Raw genomic sequence first — 18,838 nt, 5'->3', positions numbered from 1 at the left:
TCGTTCCGTTCTCGCCCCGCATCCCTCTTGTGGGTGGCTCGCCGCGAGGTGGCGGGGGTGCGCGCCGGTGGTCGCGCCCGTTCGCTGTGCGCGCGCCGTCATCCGGCGGCTCCCAGGGGCGGGGCCGGGACACCACCCGCGTCCAGGTACGCCTGCGGGGGCTTGAGGCGCTGGCCGGGGAAGCCGCCCTTCTCGTACTTCAGGAGCTTCCTGGCCTTCTCCGGATCCGTCTCGCCCTCGCCGAACGCGGGGCAGATCGGGGCGATGGGGCAGGCACCGCAGGCCGGTTTACGGGCGTGGCAGATGCGGCGGCCGTGGAAGATCACGTGGTGCGACAGCATCGTCCACTCGCTCTTCGGGAAGAGCGCGCCGACGGCCGCCTCGATCTTGTCCGGCTCGGTCTCCTCGGTCCACCGCCAGCGCCGGACGAGTCGCTGGAAGTGCGTGTCCACGGTGATTCCGGGCCGACCGAAGGCGTTGCCCAGCACCACGAAGGCGGTCTTGCGGCCGACGCCGGGCAGTTTGACGAGGTCTTCGAGACGGCCGGGGACCTCGCCCTCGTGGTTCTCCACCAAGGCCTTCGAAAGCCCTATCACCGACTTCGTCTTGGCCCGGAAGAACCCGCACGGCCGCAGGATCTCCTCGACCTCCTCCGGGTTCGCCGACGCGAGGTCCTCAGGGGTGGGGTACCGCGCGAAGAGCGCGGGTGTCGTCTGGTTGACCCGCAGGTCGGTCGTCTGGGCGGACAGCACCGTCGCGACGATCAACTGGAAGGGGTTCTCGAAGTCCAGCTCCGGATGGGCGTACGGGTACACCTCGGCGAGCTCGCGGTTGATACGCCGGGCGCGGCGGACGAGAGCGGTCCGGGACTCCGGCTTGCGGGGCCTGGTGGTCGTGGGGGGCTTGGGGGCGGCCTTCTCGGGGAGGGCCGGCTTTCGCGCCGCCGTCGCCTTCTTGGCGGCCGCCTTGCTTGCCGTCGTCTTCACCGGGGCCGTCTCTTCCGCCGTGGTCGTGTTCTTCCGGGCGGGTTTCTCCGCTGCTGATGGATCGGACACCTTCGTCGCCTTTGCCGTTTTGTTCGCCCCCGTGAGGCCCTGTTCGCCCACAGCGGAATCGCGCCGTACAACCACCCGCCCAGCCCCCTTGGCCTGTGCTTCCACCGGCGATTTGGACACCCGGCCAGCCTAAAGCCCGGCACCGACATCCGTCCCGGGGCCAGAAGATCGGCCCCCAATTGGACCCCTGACGCTTACCACGGGACATGTGTGCGGCATCCTTGTGACAGATCACACTGTTAGGTCCGTCCGGCAAGATGGGGAACACGGTCCCCTGGTAGTACGGGGGAGCAAGATCCCCTGAGCAGGTCGACAAGGAGAGAACTCGTGGACGACGTTCTGCGGCGCGCCCCGCTCTTCGCGGCGCTCGATGACGAGCAGGCCGCGGAGCTCCGCGCCTCCATGAGTGAGGTGACCCTCGCGCGCGGTGACGCTCTCTTCCACGAGGGCGATCCGGGTGACCGCCTCTATGTGGTCACCGAAGGCAAGGTCAAGCTGCACCGCGCGTCGCCCGACGGCCGCGAGAACATGCTGGCCGTGCTGGGCCCCGGTGAGCTGATCGGCGAGCTGTCGCTGTTCGACCCCGGTCCGCGGACGGCCACCGCCACGGCGCTGACCGAGGTGAAGCTGCTCGGCCTCGGACACGGCGACCTCCAGCCGTGGCTGAACGCGCGGCCCGAGGTGGCCGCGGCGTTGCTGCGAGCCGTCGCGCGGCGGCTGCGCAAGACCAACGACCAGATGTCCGACCTCGTGTTCTCGGACGTGCCCGGGCGGGTGGCTCGTGCGCTGCTCGACCTCTCCCGGCGCTTCGGGGTGCAGTCCGAGGAGGGCATCCACGTGGTGCACGACCTGACGCAGGAGGAGCTGGCGCAGCTGGTCGGGGCGTCCCGCGAGACCGTGAACAAGGCTCTGGCGGACTTCGCGCAGCGGGGGTGGCTGCGGCTGGAGGCCCGTGCGGTGATCCTTCTGGACGTGGAGCGGCTGGCGAAGCGGTCGCGCTGACGCTTGGTCGTGCGCCGGAGCAGGGCGTGCGGCGGAGCACAGCGTGCGCCGGGGGCGTGCGGCGGAGCAGGGCGTGCGGCGGCTCGTATGTCGATGGGGTTCGTCTCGTTCGCGGGGCGGGCCCCGTTTGTTTTCGCCCCGCCGCCCCTACCCGTTCATCCCCAGAGGCTGTGTCCCTTCGACCCCCTTGGGTGCGTTCTTCGGGTGCGGGTGGGTGGGGGCTGGTCGCGCAGTTCCCCGCGCCCCCTGCAAGCAGGGGCGCGAGGTCGATCCCACCCCTCCCGCGCAATCCGCCTGCCCCTCACGCGCCCCCGGTGCACAGTGGTTCCATGGCCGAAACATGGCGTCGAAGAGGGCTGGACAGTCGGGGGTACATCGAGCGGGAGGGGGCGCTCGGGCAGGTCTCCGATGTTTTCCGGCCGGTGGTGGCGGTGGCTCGGGACCGGGTGCTGGAGGTGTTCGGGGCAGGGCTGCACAGTGCGTATCTCTACGGGTCGATTCCCCGGGGGACCGCTCGGCCGGGGCGCAGTGACTTCGATCTGCTGCTGGTACTTCGTGCGGAGCCGACGGAGACGGACCGGGCCGAGGCGCGGGCCTTGGACGAGGCGCTGGACAAGGAGTTCCCGCAGATCGACGGGGCCGGCACGCTGCTGGTCAGCCGGGCACAGGTGCTCAGCGACCTGGAGCGGTACGACCTGGGCTGGTTCGTGGCGTGTCTGTGCACGCCGTTGTTGGGCGAGGACCTGGCCGAGGACCTGCCCCGCTACCGGCCCGACTCCCTCCTCGCCCGCGAGACCAACGGCGACCTGGCGCTGCACCTGCCGCGCTGGCGTGAGCGAATCGCGGAAGCCTCCACCTACGACGCCCGCCGGTCGCTCGTCCGTGCTTACTCACGTCGCCTCGTCCGCACCGGGTTCACCCTCGTCATGCCCCGCTGGAACGGCTGGACCAGCGATCTGCGCGAGATGGCGGAGGCGTTCGGCGCGTACTACCCCGAACGCGCCGCCCAGATGCGCGCGGCGGCCGCCGCCGGATACGAGCCGGACGCCGAACCGGGCACCCAGGACACCGTCCTGCGGTCGTACGTGGACGACCTCGGGCCCTGGCTGGCCGAGGAGTACGCGCGCGTGCACGGCGTCAAAGCGCCTCGCCCCCCGACCCCCTGAGGGACTGAGATCCCCTGAGGGACGGAGCCCGTTCAGGGACGGAGACCCACTCAGGGACGGAGCCCGCTCAGGGCCATGGGAACCGCCAGGGCCCCGGGGGAGGCTGAGACGCTCCGGCCGCCTCAGACGGCCCTCAGGCGCGCCGCTGAGGCCGAAGAGGCGCGGAAGGCCCTCTGAGTCCGGTGGCGCGGCAGTGGGCCCGGAGAGAGCCGCTGGGTCAGATCAGGCCGTGGTCGGTCAGGTACTCCATCTGGGCGCGTACCGAGAGTTCCGCGGCCGGCCACAGGGAGCGGTCGACGTCGGCGTAGACGTGGGCGACGACCTCGCCGGAGGTGCGGTAGCCGTTCTCGACGGCCGTCTCGACCTGGGCGAGCCGGTGCGCGCGGTGGGCGAGGTAGAACTCGACCGCGCCCTGGGCGTCGTCGAGGACGGGTCCGTGACCTGGGAGGACGGTGTGGACGCCGTCGTCGACCGTGAGGGACCTGAGGCGCCGGAGGGAGTCGAGGTAGTCCCCGAGGCGGCCGTCGGGGTGGGCCACGACCGTCGTACCGCGTCCCAGCACGGTGTCGCCCGTCAGGACCGCCCGGTCGGCCGGGAGGTGGAAGCAGAGCGAGTCGGCGGTGTGGCCGGGCGTGGGAACGACGCGGAGCTCCAGGCCGCCGACCGCGATGACATCGCCCGCGCCCAGTCCCTCGTCGCCGAGCCGGAGCCCGGGGTCGAGGGCCCGTACGTTCGTCCGGGTCAGCTCGGCGAAACGGGCGGCGCCCTCCGCGTGGTCCGGGTGGCCGTGGGTGAGCAGCGTCAGGGCGATCCGCTTGCCGGCGCTCTCCGCCGTGGCGACGACCTGGCCCAGATGCGTGTCGTCCAGCGGGCCGGGGTCGATCACGACCGCCAGGTCGGAGTCCGGCTCCGACACGATCCAGGTGTTGGTGCCGTCGAGGGTCATCACGGACGCGTTCGGCGCGAGCACGTTGACCGCGCGCGCCGTGGCGGGGCCCGAGAGGACCCCGCCCCTCGGTTGTCCGGGAAGAGCTGCCGCGTCCGTCATGTGGGGTCTCCGCCGGCTGGTATGCGCTTGGTGAACTCGTCATGGCCCGGCCAGGAGAGGAGCACGTCGTCGTTCTCCAGGCGAGCCTCGGCGAGGACCGGGGTCATGTCACGACCGGGCGCGGCGGCGAGCGCGGCGGCGGCCGTGTCGTACTCGGCGAGCCGGCGCAGGGTCGCGATGGTGGGCGGCATCATCAGCAGCTCGCCCTTGTCGTAGCCCTCCGCCGCGTCCCGGGGGCGGATCCACACCGTGCGGTCGGCCTCCGTGGAGGCGTTGCGGGTGCGCTGGCCCTGCGGGAGGGCAGCGACGAAGAACCAGGTGTCGTAGCGGCGGGACTCGAACTCGGGGGTGATCCAGCGGGCCCACGCGCCCAGCAGGTCGGAGCGCAGGACCAGTCCCCTGCGTTCCAGGAACTCGGCGAAGGACAGGTCCCGGGCGGTCACCGCGGCCCGGTCGGCCTCCCAGTCGTCGCCGGTCGTGTCGCCGACCACGGTCTCGGAGCTGGAGCCGGCCAGCAGGACGCCCGCCTCCTCGTACGTCTCCCGGACGGCCGCGCAGACGATCGCCTGGGCGTCTGTCTCGTCGACCCCGAGCCGGGACGCCCACCACGCGCGCGTGGGGCCCGCCCAGCGGATCCGGTGGTCCTCGTCGCGCGGGTCCACACCGCCGCCCGGATACGCGTACGCGCCTCCGGCGAAGGCCATGGAGGCGCGTCTGCGCAGCATGTGCACGACCGGGGTGTCGGCCGTGTCCTTGAGCAGCATGACGGTGGCGGCCCGCCTGGGGGTCACCGGTGTCAGCGTGCCGGCCGCCAGCGCGCGGATGCGGTCCGGCCACTCGGGTGGGTACCACTGCCCGTTTGCCATGGGCGGAGGCTAACTCCTCACAGGCGGATGTTCGAGTGAGCCTCCGCGATCTTGACACCTCACCCCGTGGTCAGGCGGCCACCAGTTCGACCTGGAGTTCCACCTCGACCGGCGCGTCCAGCGGCAGTACCGCCACGCCGACCGCGCTGCGCGCGTGGACACCCTTGTCGCCGAAGACGGCGCCCAGGAGTTCGCTCGCGCCGTTCAACACGGCGGGCTGGCCCGTGAAGTCGGACGCCGAGGCCACGAAGCCGACGACCTTCACCACGCGTGCGACACGGTCCAGGTCGCCCGCCACCGACTTGACCGCGGCGAGGGCGTTCAGCGCGCAGGTGCGGGCGAGTTCCTTGGCCTCCTCGGGGGTGACCTCGGCGCCGACCTTGCCGGTGACGGGCAGCTTGCCGTCCACCATGGGCAGCTGCCCGGATGTGTACACGTACACACCGGTCTGTACGGCCGGCTGGTACGCGGCGAGCGGCGGGACCACCGCGGGCAGGCTCAGCCCGAGCTCCGCAAGCCTGGCCTCGACGGCGCTCACGGCTTGGGCCGCTTCAGGTAGGCCACGAGCTGCTCGGGGTTGTTCGGCCCGGGCACGACCTGGACGAGCTCCCAGCCGTCCTCGCCCCAGGTGTCCAGAATCTGCTTCGTGGCATGGACGAGCAGCGGTACGGTTGCGTATTCCCACTTGGTCATGCGGCCGACTTTATCCGCTGCCCGGCCACGGCTCGGCACGGGTTCCGCCACGGCCCAGCGCCGTTCGTGGCGCCGACCCGGGCCGGTGGGAGAGGCGGAAAAGGGCGTTGTCCACAGTTCGGGCCGGGACAGGTTGTCCACAGCCTCCCGCGTATGCCGAGCGCGGACTGGTTAGTCTCGAATACGTGAGCAGGCTCCAGGTCGTCAGCGGCAAGGGCGGGACCGGTAAGACCACGGTCGCCGCCGCACTCGCGCTCGCCCTCGCGACCGAGGGGAAACGCACCCTCCTGGTCGAGGTCGAGGGCAGACAGGGCATCGCGCAGCTCTTCGAGGCAGAGGCATTGCCGTACGAGGAGCGGAAGATCGCGGTGGCACCCGGGGGCGGGGAGGTGTACGCGCTGGCCATCGACCCCGAACTGGCCCTGTTGGACTACCTCCAGATGTTCTACAAGCTCGGCGGGGCGGGGCGGGCCCTGAAGAAGCTGGGCGCCATCGACTTCGCCACCACCATCGCACCCGGCCTCCGGGACGTACTGCTGACCGGCAAGGCCTGCGAGGCGGTGCGCCGCAAGGAGAAGAGCGGGCGGTTCGCGTACGACCACGTGGTGATGGACGCGCCGCCCACCGGCCGCATCACCCGCTTCCTGAACGTCAACGACGAGGTGGCGGGGCTCGCCAAGATCGGCCCGATACACAATCAGGCCCAGGCCGTCATGCGGGTCCTGAAGTCCCCCGAGACGGCCGTGCACCTGGTGACGCTCCTGGAGGAGATGCCCGTCCAGGAGACGGCGGACGGCATCGCCGAGCTGAGGGCCGCGAAGCTGCCGGTGGGACGGATCATCGTCAACATGGTGCGGCCCGAGGTGCTGGACGCCGACGAGCTGGAGTTCGCGCGCGCGGTGCCGCGCACGGCCGTCGCCAAGTCCCTGTCCGCGGCGGGCCTCGGCGGCGCTCGGCGCGGAGGCAACGCCGAGCGGCTGGTGGATCCGCTGCTCGCGCAGGCCGAGGAGTACGCCGAGCGGCACAGCCTGGAGCACGAACAGCGGGGCGTGCTGGGCGAGCTGGACCTGCCGCTGCACGAACTGCCGCTGCTCGCCGAGGGGATGGACCTGGCGGGCCTGTACGAACTGGCCACGGAACTGCGTCAGCAAGGGATCTCATGACTCCGGACCCGGCCGCCACGCACGACTCGGCCCACGCCCACGACCCGGCCCACCACGCCCACGATGCGGATCACGCGCATGATCCGTCCCACGCACCCGACGGGCACCGCGTGATCGGCTCGGCCCGCCCCCTCGCCGTCGATCCCCTGCTGGACGACCCGCAGACCCGCATCGTGGTGTGCTGCGGCGCCGGCGGCGTCGGCAAGACGACCACGGCGGCGGCCCTGGGGCTGCGTGCGGCCGAGCGGGGCCGCAAGGTGGTCGTGCTCACCATCGACCCGGCGCGGCGGCTGGCCCAGTCCATGGGCATCGACTCGCTGGACAACACCCCGCGCCGGGTGAAGGGCATCGAAGGCGACGGCGAACTGCACGCCATGATGCTCGACATGAAGCGCACCTTCGACGAGATCGTCGAGGCGCATGCGGACCCGGACCGGGCCTCCGCGATCCTGAGCAACCCCTTCTACCAGTCGCTCTCGGCGGGCTTCGCGGGCACGCAGGAGTACATGGCGATGGAGAAGCTGGGCCAGCTCCGGGCCCGGGACGAGTGGGATCTGATCGTCGTCGACACCCCGCCGTCCCGTTCGGCGCTGGACTTCCTGGACGCCCCCAAGCGGCTCGGCTCGTTCCTGGACGGCAAGCTGATCCGTGTCCTGCTGGCGCCCGCGAAGGTCGGCGGGCGGGCGGGCATGAAGTTCCTGAACGTCGGCATGTCGATGATGACGGGCGCCCTGGGCAAGCTGCTCGGCGGACAACTGCTCAAGGACGTACAGACATTCGTGGCCGCCATGGACTCCATGTTCGGCGGCTTCCGTACGCGCGCGGACGCCACGTACAAGCTGCTTCAGGCGCCCGGCACTGCCTTCCTGGTGGTGGCCGCGCCGGAGCGGGACGCGCTGCGCGAGGCGGCCTACTTCGTGGAGCGTCTAGCCGCCGAGGACATGCCGCTGGCCGGGCTGGTGCTCAACCGTGTCCACGGCAGCGGCGCGGCCCAGTTGTCCGCCGAGCGCGCGCTCGCCGCCGCGGAAAATCTTGACGAGCCCCGCATTGTGGATCATATGGCCGGGAAAGCAGTCCGTAACTCTCCCGACCCTGACGGCAGTTCAGACCAACCAGAAAGCCCAGGCAGTCCAGCTTCTTCCGCGACCACCGGTGTCCAGGACGGCTCCCCCGCCCAGGACCGGCAGGATCAGGGCGTCGCCCCGGACCGGACCGTGGAACACCTCACGGCGGGCCTGCTCAGGCTGCACGCCGAGCGGATGCGGCTGCTCTCCCGCGAGCAGCGCACGCGTGACCGCTTCACCGCGCTTCATCCCGAGGTGGCCGTGGCCGAAGTGGCCGCGCTGCCCGGGGACGTCCACGACCTGGCAGGCCTGCGGGACATCGGGGACCGGCTCGCGACCACGACGCCGGAGCTGCCCACTGCGGAGAACTGACGCCGCACGAGGACCCGGCCGCACGAGGACCCGGGCCGTATGGCAACCGTGTCGTACGGCCATCGCGCCGTACGACTGCCCCGCCGTACGACTGCCCCGCCGTACGAGGACTCACGCACGGCTGACTGAGGAACGATCTGTGCCCCGACGGCCGTTCCACGCACCGGGGCACGGGAGAGCCGGCACACCTGCCCGACGCGCCGACACCTCACAGGCGTCCTCGATGGACGTGGTCCGGACGGGGCCTCGCCCTCAGCTGACCGCCGCGTAGTTCTCGTACATCTCGTCATCGTCGAGCGGCAGAATGCCCGCGCCACGCTCGTACTCCGTGCGCGCGGTCTCCAGCAGCCTGCGCCACGACGTGACGGTCGGTCGCCTGCGCAGCAGTGCGCGGCGCTCTCGTTCCGTCATTCCTCCCCACACGCCGAACTCGACGCGGTTGTCCAACGCGTCCGCCAGGCACTCCGTGCGTACCGGGCATCCGGTGCACACCGCCTTGGCCCTGTTCTGCGCTGCTCCTTGAACGAACAGTTCATCCGGATCGGTAGTGCGGCAGGCAGCCTGCGCACTCCAGTCGGTTACCCAGCCCATACCGGCGCCGTCCTCTCCCGAATCGAGGCTCCCCCACGGCGGCAGCGGCATATTCACCGCCGCCAGTTGAGGACGTTACGGAAGGTGGGCACAGCGCAACACCCCCTTCGGGCCCAATCTTGAATGGCCCGAACGGACTATGCGTAAGCGGCAGATCACCCGCGGGAGTGACCTGAGGACATACGTGACTATCCCGACAGAACGGGATAGTTGACATGCGTCACAACGGACACCGAATGACACACGAGGTGGATTCGGACACGGCTCCGAAAAAAAATCGTAAGAACGCCAGAACGATTCGGGTTCGCCGGACGTACTGATACAAGGGCCTATGGCTGTGACAGTTGAGAGCAGCTTAGGCCAACGCCTGCGCGCGTGTCCGGCGAATGAGAACGTAGACAACCATTCAAGTTCTTCACGCCTCGAAGGCATCCGCTTCCCGGGCGGCGCTCGCGTCTTCGGTCAGGCCACCGAACACGGCGCGGTCGTAGAGCCGGTGGGGCCACTCCCCCGCGTCCGCCGCAGGGCGGGTCGTCAGCACGGGGTTCGGCCCGGTCTCGATGAGATGCAGCAGGGTCCAGGCGACGCCGTAGCAGTCGTCCGGCCCGAAGCAGCCGACCAGCGCCACCGCCTCTTCCGCCGACACCGGCGCGGTTATGGCGTTCAGTTGGCGTACACGCGCATCGATCTCTTGCTCGCTCGCGTCCCAGTCGGGCAGGGGGCCGTCGGCGACGAACGCGCGCACTTCAGGTCTCATGGACCAGATCATCGGCGCCAGGGCCCGGCAGCGGCAACGGATGTCACGATCCGGCACTTGTACGTCGCCTGAAGCACCCGCTCTTTCGGAACGGTCATGACGACGGATTAGGCTGCCCTCATGCCAAACAAGCGCTCGGGTGGTGGTCTGTCCGCCACACAGCAGGCCGCCAAGTTCCTAGGGGTCAGCGTCCTCGCCGGTGCCGTCATGGCGGGCATCGCGTTGCCCGCGGTCGGCGCCCTGGGGCTCGCGGCCAAGGGTTCGGTCGAGGGGTTCGACGAACTCCCCGCCAACCTCAAGCAGCCGCCGCTGAGCCAGCGCACCACGATCCTTGACGGCAAGGGCGACCAGATCGCCACTGTCTACTCGCGTGACCGTACGGTGGTCGATCTCAAGGAGATCTCGCCGTACATGCAGCAGGCGATCATCGCCATCGAGGACTCCCGGTTCTACCAGCACGGCGCGGTCGACCTGAAGGGCGTCCTGCGCGCGCTCAACCGGAACGCGCAGAGCGGTGGAGTCACCCAGGGTGCTTCCACGCTGACGCAGCAGTTGGTGAAGAACGTCGCGGTGGAGGAGGCCGGTGACGACCCGACCCTGGTCGCCCAGGCCATCCAGCAGACGATCGGACGCAAGATCCGCGAGCTCAAGTACGCGATCCAGCTCGAGGAGGAGCTCGGCAAGAAGAAGATCCTCGAGAACTACCTGAACATCACCTTCTTCGGCCAGCAGGCCTACGGCGTCGAGGCGGCCTCCCAGCGCTACTTCTCCAAGTCGGCCAAGAACCTGGACGTCGAGGAGGCCGCGCTCCTCGCCGGCATCGTGCAGTCGCCGAGCCGGTACGACCCGGTGAACGACCCGCAGGAAGCCACCAAGCGGCGCAACATCGTGCTGCAGCGCATGGCCGATGTCGGCGACATCACGCAGGCGGAGGCCGACAAGGCCAAGGAAAAGCCGCTGGGCCTGGACATCAGCAAGCCGAAGAACGGCTGCATCACGGCCGTCAAAGGCGCCGGCTTCTTCTGCGACTACGTGCGCGAGGTGTTCCTGAACGACCCGGTGTTCGGCAAGACCAAGGAGGAGCGGGCCAAGATCTGGAACCAGGGCGGTCTGACGATCCGGACGACGATGGACCCGAAGGCCCAGAAGTCGGTCCAGGCCTCCATCAAGCGGCACGTCTACCAGAAGGACGAAGTGGCCACCGCCGCCACCATCGTCGAGCCCGGCACCGGCAAGATCCTCGCCATGGGCCAGTCGCGGCCGTACGGTCTCGACACCAAGAAGAACGAGACGTCGATAAACCTCTCGGTCGACAAGTCCATGGGCGGCGGCGCGGGCTACCAGCCCGGTTCGACGTTCAAGCCGATCGTCGCCGCGGCCGCGATCGAAGGCGGCATGTCCCCGGGCAAGATCTACTCCGCGCCGTACGAGATGGCCTATCCCAGCCCGATCTCGGCCTGTGACGGCAAGACCTGGCGGAACAGTAGGAGTACGCCGACGAAGCTCACCAACGAGAACGAGTCCGAGGTCGGTCCGTACCCGATGGAGGAGGCGACCGCGCTGTCGGTCAACACCTACTTCGTGCAGATGATCGCGGACATCGGCATCTGCCCGGTGACCAAGATGGCCAAGAAGATGGGCGTCGAGCGGGCCGACGGCCGCAAGATGGACCAGGCCCCGTCGATAGCCCTCGGCACGCAGGAGATGTCCCCGCTGACCATGGCGAACGCGTACGCGACCTTCGCCGCGCGCGGTATGTACTGCACGCCGGTCGCCATCGAGTCCATCACCCAGCGGGTCGGCGACAAGTCGAAGTCGCTGGAGGTGCCGAAGTCGACGTGCTCACGTGCGATGTCCGAGAACACCGCCGACACCATCAACACCTTGCTCAAGGGTGTCGTGGAGGACGGTACGGGTAGGGAGGCGGGTCTCGGCAGCGGCCGCCCCAGCGCCGGTAAGACCGGTACGACGGACTTCCGTTACGCGGCCTGGTTCGTGGGTTACACCCCGAACATGGCCGGTGCCGTCTGGGTCGGCGACCCCGCGCACGAGCGCCGCATGGTCAACATCACCATCGGTGGCGAGCGGCATGACAAGGTCTTCGGCGGCCAAGTCCCCGGGCCGATCTGGGGCGACATGATGTCCGGAGCGCTGGAGGGCAAGCGCGCCCCCAACTTCACCCTCGTCCACATCCCCGACGAGCGGCCGGACCGCGACCGCGGGGACGGCGACGGGAACGGGAACGGGAACAACGACGACAACGGCAACGGTGACGACGGGAACGGCGATGAGGGGTTCATCGGCGGCACCGGCGGCGGCACCTTCCCGACCCCGGAGTTCTCGATTCCCGAGGGCTGGTTCCGGGGCCAGACGAACGGTGGGAACAACGGGAACGGCAATGGTGGTGGCGGGTTCGGATGACAGCCGCCGGGCGACCGGCTGGTTCAGTAGGGTCGGCGGCGGCCCCCGGATGCCCCCGGATGCTATGAACATGCCCATACCCGGACGCGCGACCGATTCCTGAACGATCACGGCGGTGGGGGCGCCCTCTACTAAGGGGCGCCCCCACCGCCGTATCTGCCTGTGCGGGGCATCCGCGTGCGGGGCACCGCGTGTGCGAAACATCCGCATGTGCAGGTGCTGGGCCCTGCTGGTGTGCCGGAGCCAGGCCTGCCGCTGGTGTGCCGGAGCGGCAGGTCATGCTGCTGGTGCGCCTGGGCAGGTCATGCCGCTGCTGTGTCGGAACTGGGCCTGCCGCTGGTGAAGCCGGAGCTGGTCCTGCGGCCGACGTGCGGAGGTGTCCTCGGTCGGCGTGGCGAGTGGTCGACGCTCAGCCGCCCGCGAGCTGCTGCTTGACGATGGCGGCGACACGACCGCCCTCGGCAAGGCCGGCCACCTTCGGGTTGACGATCTTCATGACCTGGCCCATGGCACGCGGGCCCTCGGCACCGGCGGCCCTGGCCTCCTCGACGGCATGGACGACGATCTGCTTCAGCTCCTCGTCGGACAGCTGCTTGGGCAGGTAGTCGGCGAGGATCTCGCCCTCCGCCTTCTCCCGCTCGGCCGACTCGGTGCGACCACCCTGGGCGAACGCGTCCGCGGCCTCGCGACGCTTCTTCGCCTCCTTGGTGATCACCCTGAGTACCTCGTCGTCGGAGAGCTCGCGCTTCTCCTGGCCGGCGACCTCTTCCTTGGTGATCGCGGTGAGAGTCAGCCGGAGCGTCGAGGAGCGGAGCTCGTCGCGCCCCTTGATCGCGGCGTTGAGGTCTTCCTGCAGCTTCGACTTGAGCGTGGTCATGGCGTCGATTGTCGCAGGTGTGGGGCGGGAAGCGCCCCCTGATTTCGCTGGTGTGTGCGGATGAGACGAGAAAGTCGGAGTGGGTTGTCCACAGGGCGAGTTGACATCGTCGGCGATGGTCGGCGGTTGTCCACAGGCGTGTGCTGGGGCTCGGCGGTGTCTGACACGATGGACACATGCGAGCGCGATACGGAGTACCTCTGGGGATCGCGGCGGTCGGTGCCGCCGGTGTGGTGTATGCGGCGGGTTTCGAGGCCCGCTCCTTCCGGCTGCGGCGGGTGACGGTTCCGGTGCTGCCACCGGGCATGCGGCCACTGCGCATACTCCAGGTCTCCGACATCCACATGGTGAGCGGGCAGCGCAAGAAGCAGCGCTGGCTGCGTTCCCTGGCCGGGCTGCGCCCCGACCTCGTGATCAACACCGGGGACAACCTCTCCGACCCCGAGGGCGTACCGGAGGTGCTGGACGCGCTCGGCCCGCTGATGGAGTTCCCGGGCGCCTACGTCTTCGGCTCGAACGACTACTACGGCCCGAAGCTGCGCAACCCCGCCCGTTACCTCCTGGAGAAGGTTCAGGGCCGCCACGGCCTGAACGGCAACAAGCCGGCAGTGGGCGCCGTCCACAACCCTTGGGAGGACCTGCGCGACGGCTTCGACGGGGCGGGCTGGCTCAACCTCACCAACACCCGAGGCACGCTGAAGATCGAGGGCATGTCGATCGAGCTCACCGGCCTCGACGACCCACACATCAAGCGGGACCGCTACGCCCGCGTGGCCGGCGGCCCGTCCGATTCCGCCGACCTCTCTCTCGGCGTCGTCCACGCCCCCTATCTGCGCAGTCTCGACGCCTTCACGGCGGACGGCTACCCCCTGATCCTCGCCGGCCACACCCACGGCGGCCAGCTCTGTGTCCCCTTCTACGGCGCCCTCGTCACCAACTGCGACCTCGACACGGACCGCGTGAAGGGTCTCTCCACTCATACGGCCGACGGCCACACCGCCTATATGCATGTCTCCGCCGGCTGCGGCACGAACCGCTACACCCCGGTGAGGTTCGCGTGCCCACCGGAGGCTTCACTACTGACGCTGGTGGGCCGGGGCGCATAGGACTGCGGGGCAGCCTTGGCGGTCCCCTGCGTATGCCCCGAAGGGCGGGCTCGGAAGGGCGGGCTCTGAAGGGCGGGCTCTGAAGGGCGGGCTCTGAAGGTGGGGCGCCACTGAGGCACCGACGCACCGGGGCACCGGGGCACCGACCCATATGGTTCATCCCGGATAGCCCGTTTCGTCTCGGCGTCCTAGCGTGAGCGCATGACCGCACCGATACCCAGGGACATCCCCGACCTGCCCGCGATCCCGGGCATCCCCGCGCCGGTGACGTCCGTCGTGCCCGCGACGGCGGTGGTGGCACCGACGCGCCGCCCGCTGGCAGCGAAGTTCCGCGCCCTGGTCGCACTGGCAGCGGCAGGGGCCGTGGTGACCGAGATGGCACTGGGCAGCCCCCTGCGCGCCTTCTGCCATTTCTCGGTCCAGAGCACGGCCCTGGTGGCGCTGGTCTTCGCCGTCTCGTCGCGCCGCGCATGGTCGGCCCGTCACCCGCTGCCGTCGCTGGTGACAGGCGGCACGGTTCTCTACGCCGTGATCACGGCCCTGGTGTACCACCTGCTCCTGACGAGGGACGCGTCGGCCTTCTCCCTCTCCATGCCGGTGACGCCGACGAACGCCCCGGCCAGCAGCCCCACCGGCTGGCCGGCCGTGACGGACGCCGCCTTCCACACGGCGATCCCCCTCGCGGTGGTGGCGGACTGGCTCCTCCTGACCCGCCCCTCCCCGCCACGCCTCAGCCACGCGGCGGCCTGGCTGCTCTACCCGATCGCATACCTGGCGTTCACCCTCGGCCGAGCCGCCCTGCTGACACCCGACTGGCCGGCCCCGTACCTCTACCCGTTCCTCGACGTGGACCGCCACGGCTACAAGAGCGTCCTGGGCAACGCTCTCCTCCTGGGCCTCGCCTTCTACGCCCTCGCGCTCCTGCTCATCGCCGTCGACCACCTCCGCCCCGACCCCGTACACCCACGTCGGGGCCGCCCCAGCCGCCACGACCGCCGCCCCGAAAACCGGATTTCGTCTCCAGCCACCAGTGGGCTAAAGTAAACGACGTCGCCGCGACAAGCAGCGACAATCGGGGTGTAGCGCAGCTTGGCAGCGCGCTTCGTTCGGGACGAAGAGGTCGTGGGTTCAAATCCCGCCACCCCGACAGCTAGATAGCAGGTCAGAGGGCCCTTACCGAATCGGTAAGGGCCCTCTGGCGTTGCTGCGTGTCTAACTGCGTGACTATCGATTCTGAGTGCGTGTGCTGAGTGACTACGGCTACTGCGGCCCGGCTCCAAAGATGCCGTCCATGACGACGGCGCCAGTCTGGATCACGGGCCGGATCTGCTTACGGTAGACCTCCTCAGTGACAGCCGTCCCAGAGTGCCCGACGAGCCGCGAGATCTCTTCCAGCGGGACGCCCCGGTCGGAGAGCAGAGACACGAAGCTGTGTCGCAGCTCCCGAGGCGTCTGTCTAGTCCCAGGTGATGTTTGACGTTCTGGTCCCAGGTGATGTTTGACGGTGGGCCTAGACAACATCGGAAACTTTGTGGGGCTTGTTCGCCTTGACGTGGCGGACGGGGATGTCGGTGGTGCGCCGGATGACCCGGACCTGGCCGTCCAGCTCGACGGTGATCGTCGTCTCAGACACGTGCACGGTCACCGTCTGGCCTGCGTACGGGCGGCCGAGGGAGACGCTCTGGCGGCAGACCATGATCGTGCCCACAGCACTGATCCGCCGCTGCACCCGCACCGGCTCGATGCCCGGCCGCGGTGGCGGTCCGGCCGGACGCAGGCCCCGCAGCCGACGCACTTCCTCTCCGGTCAGCGGGTTGGGCCGCACCCGCAGGAGTTCTCGCGAGGATGGGTCGAAGAACGACAGCGTCTCGTCGTCGAGGCGGATGCCCACCTGGCGGCCGCCGAGGATCTCCGCGGCCAGCACCTGGCGCCCGGCCAGGCCCACCAGGCCGCTGTTGTTCACGACCCGGTCCACCTCGAACGCCATCCCCTCACCGGCAGGCAGCGGGGCCGGTCCGGCCGCACGGCCGCCCCGGACAGCCAGCCGTCCCAGGTCAGCCACCGACAGGTGCGACCGCACGCTCTTGATCCGCGTCCCAGCGATCAGCAGATGGATCACCGACGTGTCCGCCCAGAACGTCACCGTCAGCCCCGAACGGGCCGGACCCAGCCAAAACTGCTTGCCCGCCACCTGCAGATTCCCACTCCCAGGCACCACCCGATCGAACTCCACCGGCCCACCGGGCTCCACCGGCGCCACGGCAGGGACCACCTCAGGCAGGGCGGCGGGCACAGCCGAGGCTTCAGCCGGAGCCGGAGCCGGAGCCGGGTCCGCTGGAGGTGTCCGCTGCTGCGGCACCAGCGCCAGCACTCCGGGAATCTTCAGCCCCAGCATGTCCCGCTCCTCCTCAGGCACCGGGGTGAACCGGTCTCCCGGAGACTGCATGTCCAAGGCCTGATGCGGACGCATCGAGTTGTATTCCTGCACCCAACGATCCAGTGCCGCCTGGGCCGCTTCGATGCTCTCGAACGCGCCGCAGTCGTCGAGGAGTTCACGCCGCAGCGTCTGATGGAACCGCTCGACCTTGCCCGTCGTGGTCGGCGAAGCCGGCTGCGTCAGCCGATGCGCGATCCCGTTCTCCCGGCAGATCCGGTCGAACAGCACCTCACCGCCCTGCCCGAACCGGTCGGTGAACTGCTTGCCGTTGTCGGTCAGCACCTCTTCCGGCACCCCGAACCTCCGCAAGGCCCCCGCGAACGCCGCACAGACCGCCCGACCGGTCGCCCGCTCCACCACCGACGCGATCACGCAGAACCGGGAATGATCGTCCACCCCGGTCACGACTTTGGCCTCGGTCAGCTCACCGGTCACCGTGTTGACCAGCATCACGCCGCCGACGATGTCCATCTGCCACAACTGCATCGGCCGGTCCCGCTGCCAGCGCTTGTAATCCGACCGCTTCCGCCGCCGCACCCCCGGCTCCACCAGACCGTGACGGACCAGGATCCGATACACGGTCATCCGTGACGGCAGCGGGCTCACCGCCCCGGACCACTCCAGCGCATGAGCGATCCGCCGCGGACCCCAGCGAGGGTGCTTGCGCCGCAGCTCGCACACGGCCGTCTCCACCTCGGCGGAGGCCTGATGCGGACACGAGGCCGGCCTGCGTGACCGGTCCGCCAGCCCCGCCAGCCCCGCCAGGCCCGAGGCGGCATACCTCGACTTCCACCCGCTCACCGTCTGCCGCGACACCCCCAGCGACGCGGCGATCTCCGTCACCGTCGCGCCCGCCAGCACCGCGAGCACAGCCCGGTATCTCTGCTCGACAACCGACAACTCCACCAGAGCCAATCCCGGCCTCCTGCCACACGCCACAACGACGTGCACAGAAAAGCCGATCACGGCCACCGTCAACCATCAGCTGGGATCGAAGTGTCAAGCATCTCCCGGGACCGGACATCACGGCCAGTAGCGCGTGATTCAAACTTTCTCTACTGGTTCAAGGCCCGCGCAAGCGCGGGCGCGCGCCGCCTCTGCGGCGCGGCCTGCCTCCTGTCTGCGCCCCGGCTGGCCGCGCCCGGCGGCGCGCTACGTGTAGCGGGCAAAGGTAAGGAAGTCGCCTGCGGGTCAAAAACGTGCCTCCGGCGGGGTGCTCAGGCTCCGAGATGGCAGGGGGTCTGTCTGCGTGTGCCGGCTGTGAGTGGCTGGTGCGGGGGCTCCCATCCCGTCTGCCATCGACCCAGGCAGAGCCGAGCAGACGCGGCCCAGGGCGTCAAGGTCGTTCGTACAGTGGCGCGCTCCACCTTGACGCCCTGCACCACGCCCGCTCCACAGTGTGTGGGTCGACGGCAGACGGGATGGGAGCTGGGGAGAGTGGGCTGAGGGCTTCGGCTTACTGATCGTTTCATGATGAGGTTTGCTGGCGCCGGAGGCATATGAGGGCGCGGGCGAGTTCGAGTTTGATGGCTCGGACGGCGAGCCGTCCGCAGCGTACACGTACAGGTCCATTACGGTTGCGTGCAGTTATGGTCCGACGCCAGTCTCGGTCCAGTCCAGTAATCGCCGCCAGGCTGCCGCTCAGGAACAGCCCACCCAGTTCTTGTGGGGATGTCCCCTCTCAGGCCGTCTGTGGATCGGTACGGAAGTGCTGCGGAGTGCATGACGAATGGGACATGCTGATTGCTTTCCGGTTGCGCCAGTTCGGCGCGGTACTTGGGGGTTGCCGTGGAAGCGAAGATCACGCTGGCGGAAGCGTTGATGGAGTTGCGGCGTGAGTTGTATGCCGCGCAGGACGACGGGGCTGGCCAGCAACTGCGGTTCGAGGTGGAGCAGGCACAGCTAACGCTGGATGTGGAGTTCCGCCGCGGCGGTGACGGGAAGGTGAAGGTCGAGGTTGGCCTTCCCGGGGTGAAGGCCGGTGTGGAGACGGGTGGCAGGTTGGAGGCCACGCACCGTCAGACATTGACGCTGAGCCTGCAGGTTCATGATGAGGCCTTGGGCGGCAGCCGTGCCAAGATCCGCCGCTCGTCAGCGGAGAAGGGTGACGACGCCCCCCTAGCTAAGTGCGTTGTGGCAAAGGGAGTCCCTGTTCGATGAGCAGGGGCTTCTTCGTGTGCGGGGCATGACCGCGACGGGGTAGGGGCAGGCAGCGGACGG

Annotated in this window: 17 protein-coding genes, 1 tRNA gene and 1 pseudogene; 9 read left to right on the top strand and 10 right to left on the bottom strand. The window is 69.4% G+C overall.

Translation table 11 applies throughout. The annotated features are described in order from the left end of the window. Window positions 1–98: 98 nt before the first annotated feature. The gene (gene nth / locus ACFY9I_RS39545; RefSeq protein WP_391011572.1) at window positions 99–1,055 is read right to left on the bottom strand and encodes an endonuclease III; all 957 of its coding nucleotides are present in this window, start codon (window positions 1,053–1,055) and stop codon (window positions 99–101) included. Window positions 1,056–1,382: 327 nt separating this feature from the next. Here nth and ACFY9I_RS39540 point away from each other — a divergent pair, with 327 nt between their 5' ends. Further along, window positions 1,383–2,057: a Crp/Fnr family transcriptional regulator gene (locus tag ACFY9I_RS39540; RefSeq protein WP_005476003.1), complete on the top strand. Its 675-nt coding sequence runs from the start codon at window positions 1,383–1,385 to the stop codon at window positions 2,055–2,057. Between the two features lie 329 nt (window positions 2,058–2,386). Beyond that, window positions 2,387–3,223 carry a nucleotidyltransferase domain-containing protein gene (locus tag ACFY9I_RS39535; RefSeq protein WP_391011569.1) on the top strand — a complete coding sequence of 279 codons (837 nt, stop codon included), beginning with the start codon at window positions 2,387–2,389 and terminating at the stop codon, window positions 3,221–3,223. Between the two features lie 217 nt (window positions 3,224–3,440). Here the strand turns inward: ACFY9I_RS39535 and ACFY9I_RS39530 are convergent, their stop codons facing one another. The 4 genes from ACFY9I_RS39530 to ACFY9I_RS39515 form a co-directional block, all read right to left on the bottom strand. After that, window positions 3,441–4,271: an MBL fold metallo-hydrolase gene (locus tag ACFY9I_RS39530; protein ID WP_391011566.1), complete on the bottom strand. Its 831-nt coding sequence runs from the start codon at window positions 4,269–4,271 to the stop codon at window positions 3,441–3,443. Then, on the bottom strand, window positions 4,268–5,137 hold the full coding sequence (locus ACFY9I_RS39525; RefSeq protein WP_391011564.1) for an NUDIX hydrolase: 870 nt from the start codon (window positions 5,135–5,137) through the stop codon (window positions 4,268–4,270). Before ACFY9I_RS39525 ends, ACFY9I_RS39530 begins: the two co-directional genes overlap by 4 nt. Before the next feature lie 70 nt (window positions 5,138–5,207). Beyond that, complete coding sequence (locus ACFY9I_RS39520) at window positions 5,208–5,675, bottom strand: Atu1372/SO_1960 family protein (protein WP_391011561.1); 468 nt, start codon at window positions 5,673–5,675, stop codon at window positions 5,208–5,210. Further along, complete coding sequence (locus tag ACFY9I_RS39515) at window positions 5,672–5,830, bottom strand: DUF4177 domain-containing protein (protein WP_086785308.1); 159 nt, start codon at window positions 5,828–5,830, stop codon at window positions 5,672–5,674. The genes ACFY9I_RS39520 and ACFY9I_RS39515 overlap by 4 nt, the downstream gene beginning before the upstream one ends. Window positions 5,831–6,015: 185 nt before the next feature. Here ACFY9I_RS39515 and ACFY9I_RS39510 point away from each other — a divergent pair, with 185 nt between their 5' ends. Both ACFY9I_RS39510 and ACFY9I_RS39505 read left to right on the top strand, forming a co-directional pair. Further along, window positions 6,016–6,993 (top strand): ArsA-related P-loop ATPase, encoded by a 978-nt coding sequence (locus ACFY9I_RS39510; RefSeq protein WP_391011558.1) that lies wholly within the window; start codon window positions 6,016–6,018, stop codon window positions 6,991–6,993. After that, on the top strand, window positions 6,990–8,429 hold the full coding sequence (locus ACFY9I_RS39505; RefSeq protein WP_391011555.1) for an ArsA-related P-loop ATPase: 1,440 nt from the start codon (window positions 6,990–6,992) through the stop codon (window positions 8,427–8,429). The genes ACFY9I_RS39510 and ACFY9I_RS39505 overlap by 4 nt, the downstream gene beginning before the upstream one ends. A 252-nt stretch (window positions 8,430–8,681) precedes the next feature. Here ACFY9I_RS39505 and wblA read toward each other — a convergent pair whose 3' ends face one another. Together wblA and ACFY9I_RS39495 are read right to left on the bottom strand one after the other, a co-directional pair. Next, window positions 8,682–9,020, bottom strand: a complete 339-nt coding sequence (gene wblA / locus ACFY9I_RS39500) for a transcriptional regulator WblA (RefSeq protein WP_033524587.1) — start codon at window positions 9,018–9,020, stop codon at window positions 8,682–8,684. A 415-nt stretch (window positions 9,021–9,435) separates the two neighbouring features. Next, window positions 9,436–9,777 (bottom strand): hypothetical protein, encoded by a 342-nt coding sequence (locus tag ACFY9I_RS39495; protein WP_391011552.1) that lies wholly within the window; start codon window positions 9,775–9,777, stop codon window positions 9,436–9,438. Window positions 9,778–9,897: 120 nt separating this feature from the next. Between ACFY9I_RS39495 and ACFY9I_RS39490 the strand changes: the two genes are divergently transcribed. Next, window positions 9,898–12,198: a transglycosylase domain-containing protein gene (locus ACFY9I_RS39490; RefSeq protein WP_391011549.1), complete on the top strand. Its 2,301-nt coding sequence runs from the start codon at window positions 9,898–9,900 to the stop codon at window positions 12,196–12,198. A 409-nt stretch (window positions 12,199–12,607) separates the two neighbouring features. On the opposite strand, the gene ACFY9I_RS39485 is transcribed toward ACFY9I_RS39490, so the two are convergent. After that, a complete protein-coding gene (locus ACFY9I_RS39485) occupies window positions 12,608–13,075 on the bottom strand; it encodes a GatB/YqeY domain-containing protein (RefSeq protein ID WP_391011546.1) in 468 nt (155 codons plus the stop codon). Window positions 13,076–13,251: 176 nt separating this feature from the next. Here ACFY9I_RS39485 and ACFY9I_RS39480 point away from each other — a divergent pair, with 176 nt between their 5' ends. The 3 genes from ACFY9I_RS39480 to ACFY9I_RS39470 all read left to right on the top strand — a co-directional run bounded on the left by ACFY9I_RS39480 (window position 13,252) and on the right by ACFY9I_RS39470 (window position 15,328). Then, a complete protein-coding gene (locus ACFY9I_RS39480) occupies window positions 13,252–14,181 on the top strand; it encodes a metallophosphoesterase (protein ID WP_391011543.1) in 930 nt (309 codons plus the stop codon). 201 nt (window positions 14,182–14,382) lie between these two features. Next, window positions 14,383–15,225 (top strand): Pr6Pr family membrane protein, encoded by an 843-nt coding sequence (locus ACFY9I_RS39475; protein ID WP_391011540.1) that lies wholly within the window; start codon window positions 14,383–14,385, stop codon window positions 15,223–15,225. Window positions 15,226–15,254: 29 nt separating this feature from the next. Beyond that, window positions 15,255–15,328 (top strand) — tRNA-Pro (locus ACFY9I_RS39470). Window positions 15,329–15,441: 113 nt separating this feature from the next. Here the strand turns inward: ACFY9I_RS39470 and ACFY9I_RS39465 are convergent. Then, window positions 15,442–15,633 (bottom strand): annotated as a pseudogene (locus tag ACFY9I_RS39465) (site-specific integrase); the annotation flags it as partial. Window positions 15,634–15,691: 58 nt separating this feature from the next. Further along, the gene (locus ACFY9I_RS39460) at window positions 15,692–17,533 is read right to left on the bottom strand and encodes an IS481 family transposase (protein ID WP_391011538.1); all 1,842 of its coding nucleotides are present in this window, start codon (window positions 17,531–17,533) and stop codon (window positions 15,692–15,694) included. 873 nt (window positions 17,534–18,406) lie between these two features. Here ACFY9I_RS39460 and ACFY9I_RS39455 point away from each other — a divergent pair. Further along, on the top strand, window positions 18,407–18,778 hold the full coding sequence (locus tag ACFY9I_RS39455) for a trypco2 family protein (RefSeq protein WP_391011535.1): 372 nt from the start codon (window positions 18,407–18,409) through the stop codon (window positions 18,776–18,778). Window positions 18,779–18,838: the final 60 nt, after the last annotated feature.

It is taken from the genome of Streptomyces sp. NPDC012510, assembly GCF_042955065.1.
Lineage (GTDB): Bacteria > Actinomycetota > Actinomycetes > Streptomycetales > Streptomycetaceae > Streptomyces.
This window is presented reverse-complemented; position numbering and strand designations above follow the sequence as displayed.

Coding starts and splice junctions, on each gene's coding strand:
- ACFY9I_RS39535 (WP_391011569.1), top strand. CDS start 2,387: ATGGCCGAAACATGGCGTCGAAGAGGGCTGGACAGTCGGGGGTACATC.
- ACFY9I_RS39530 (WP_391011566.1), bottom strand. CDS start 4,271: ATGACGGACGCGGCAGCTCTTCCCGGACAACCGAGGGGCGGGGTCCTC.
- ACFY9I_RS39525 (WP_391011564.1), bottom strand. CDS start 5,137: ATGGCAAACGGGCAGTGGTACCCACCCGAGTGGCCGGACCGCATCCGC.
- ACFY9I_RS39515 (WP_086785308.1), bottom strand. CDS start 5,830: ATGACCAAGTGGGAATACGCAACCGTACCGCTGCTCGTCCATGCCACG.
- ACFY9I_RS39505 (WP_391011555.1), top strand. CDS start 6,990: ATGACTCCGGACCCGGCCGCCACGCACGACTCGGCCCACGCCCACGAC.
- wblA (WP_033524587.1), bottom strand. CDS start 9,020: ATGGGCTGGGTAACCGACTGGAGTGCGCAGGCTGCCTGCCGCACTACC.
- ACFY9I_RS39495 (WP_391011552.1), bottom strand. CDS start 9,777: ATGAGACCTGAAGTGCGCGCGTTCGTCGCCGACGGCCCCCTGCCCGAC.
- ACFY9I_RS39490 (WP_391011549.1), top strand. CDS start 9,898: ATGCCAAACAAGCGCTCGGGTGGTGGTCTGTCCGCCACACAGCAGGCC.
- ACFY9I_RS39485 (WP_391011546.1), bottom strand. CDS start 13,075: ATGACCACGCTCAAGTCGAAGCTGCAGGAAGACCTCAACGCCGCGATC.
- ACFY9I_RS39480 (WP_391011543.1), top strand. CDS start 13,252: ATGCGAGCGCGATACGGAGTACCTCTGGGGATCGCGGCGGTCGGTGCC.
- ACFY9I_RS39475 (WP_391011540.1), top strand. CDS start 14,383: ATGACCGCACCGATACCCAGGGACATCCCCGACCTGCCCGCGATCCCG.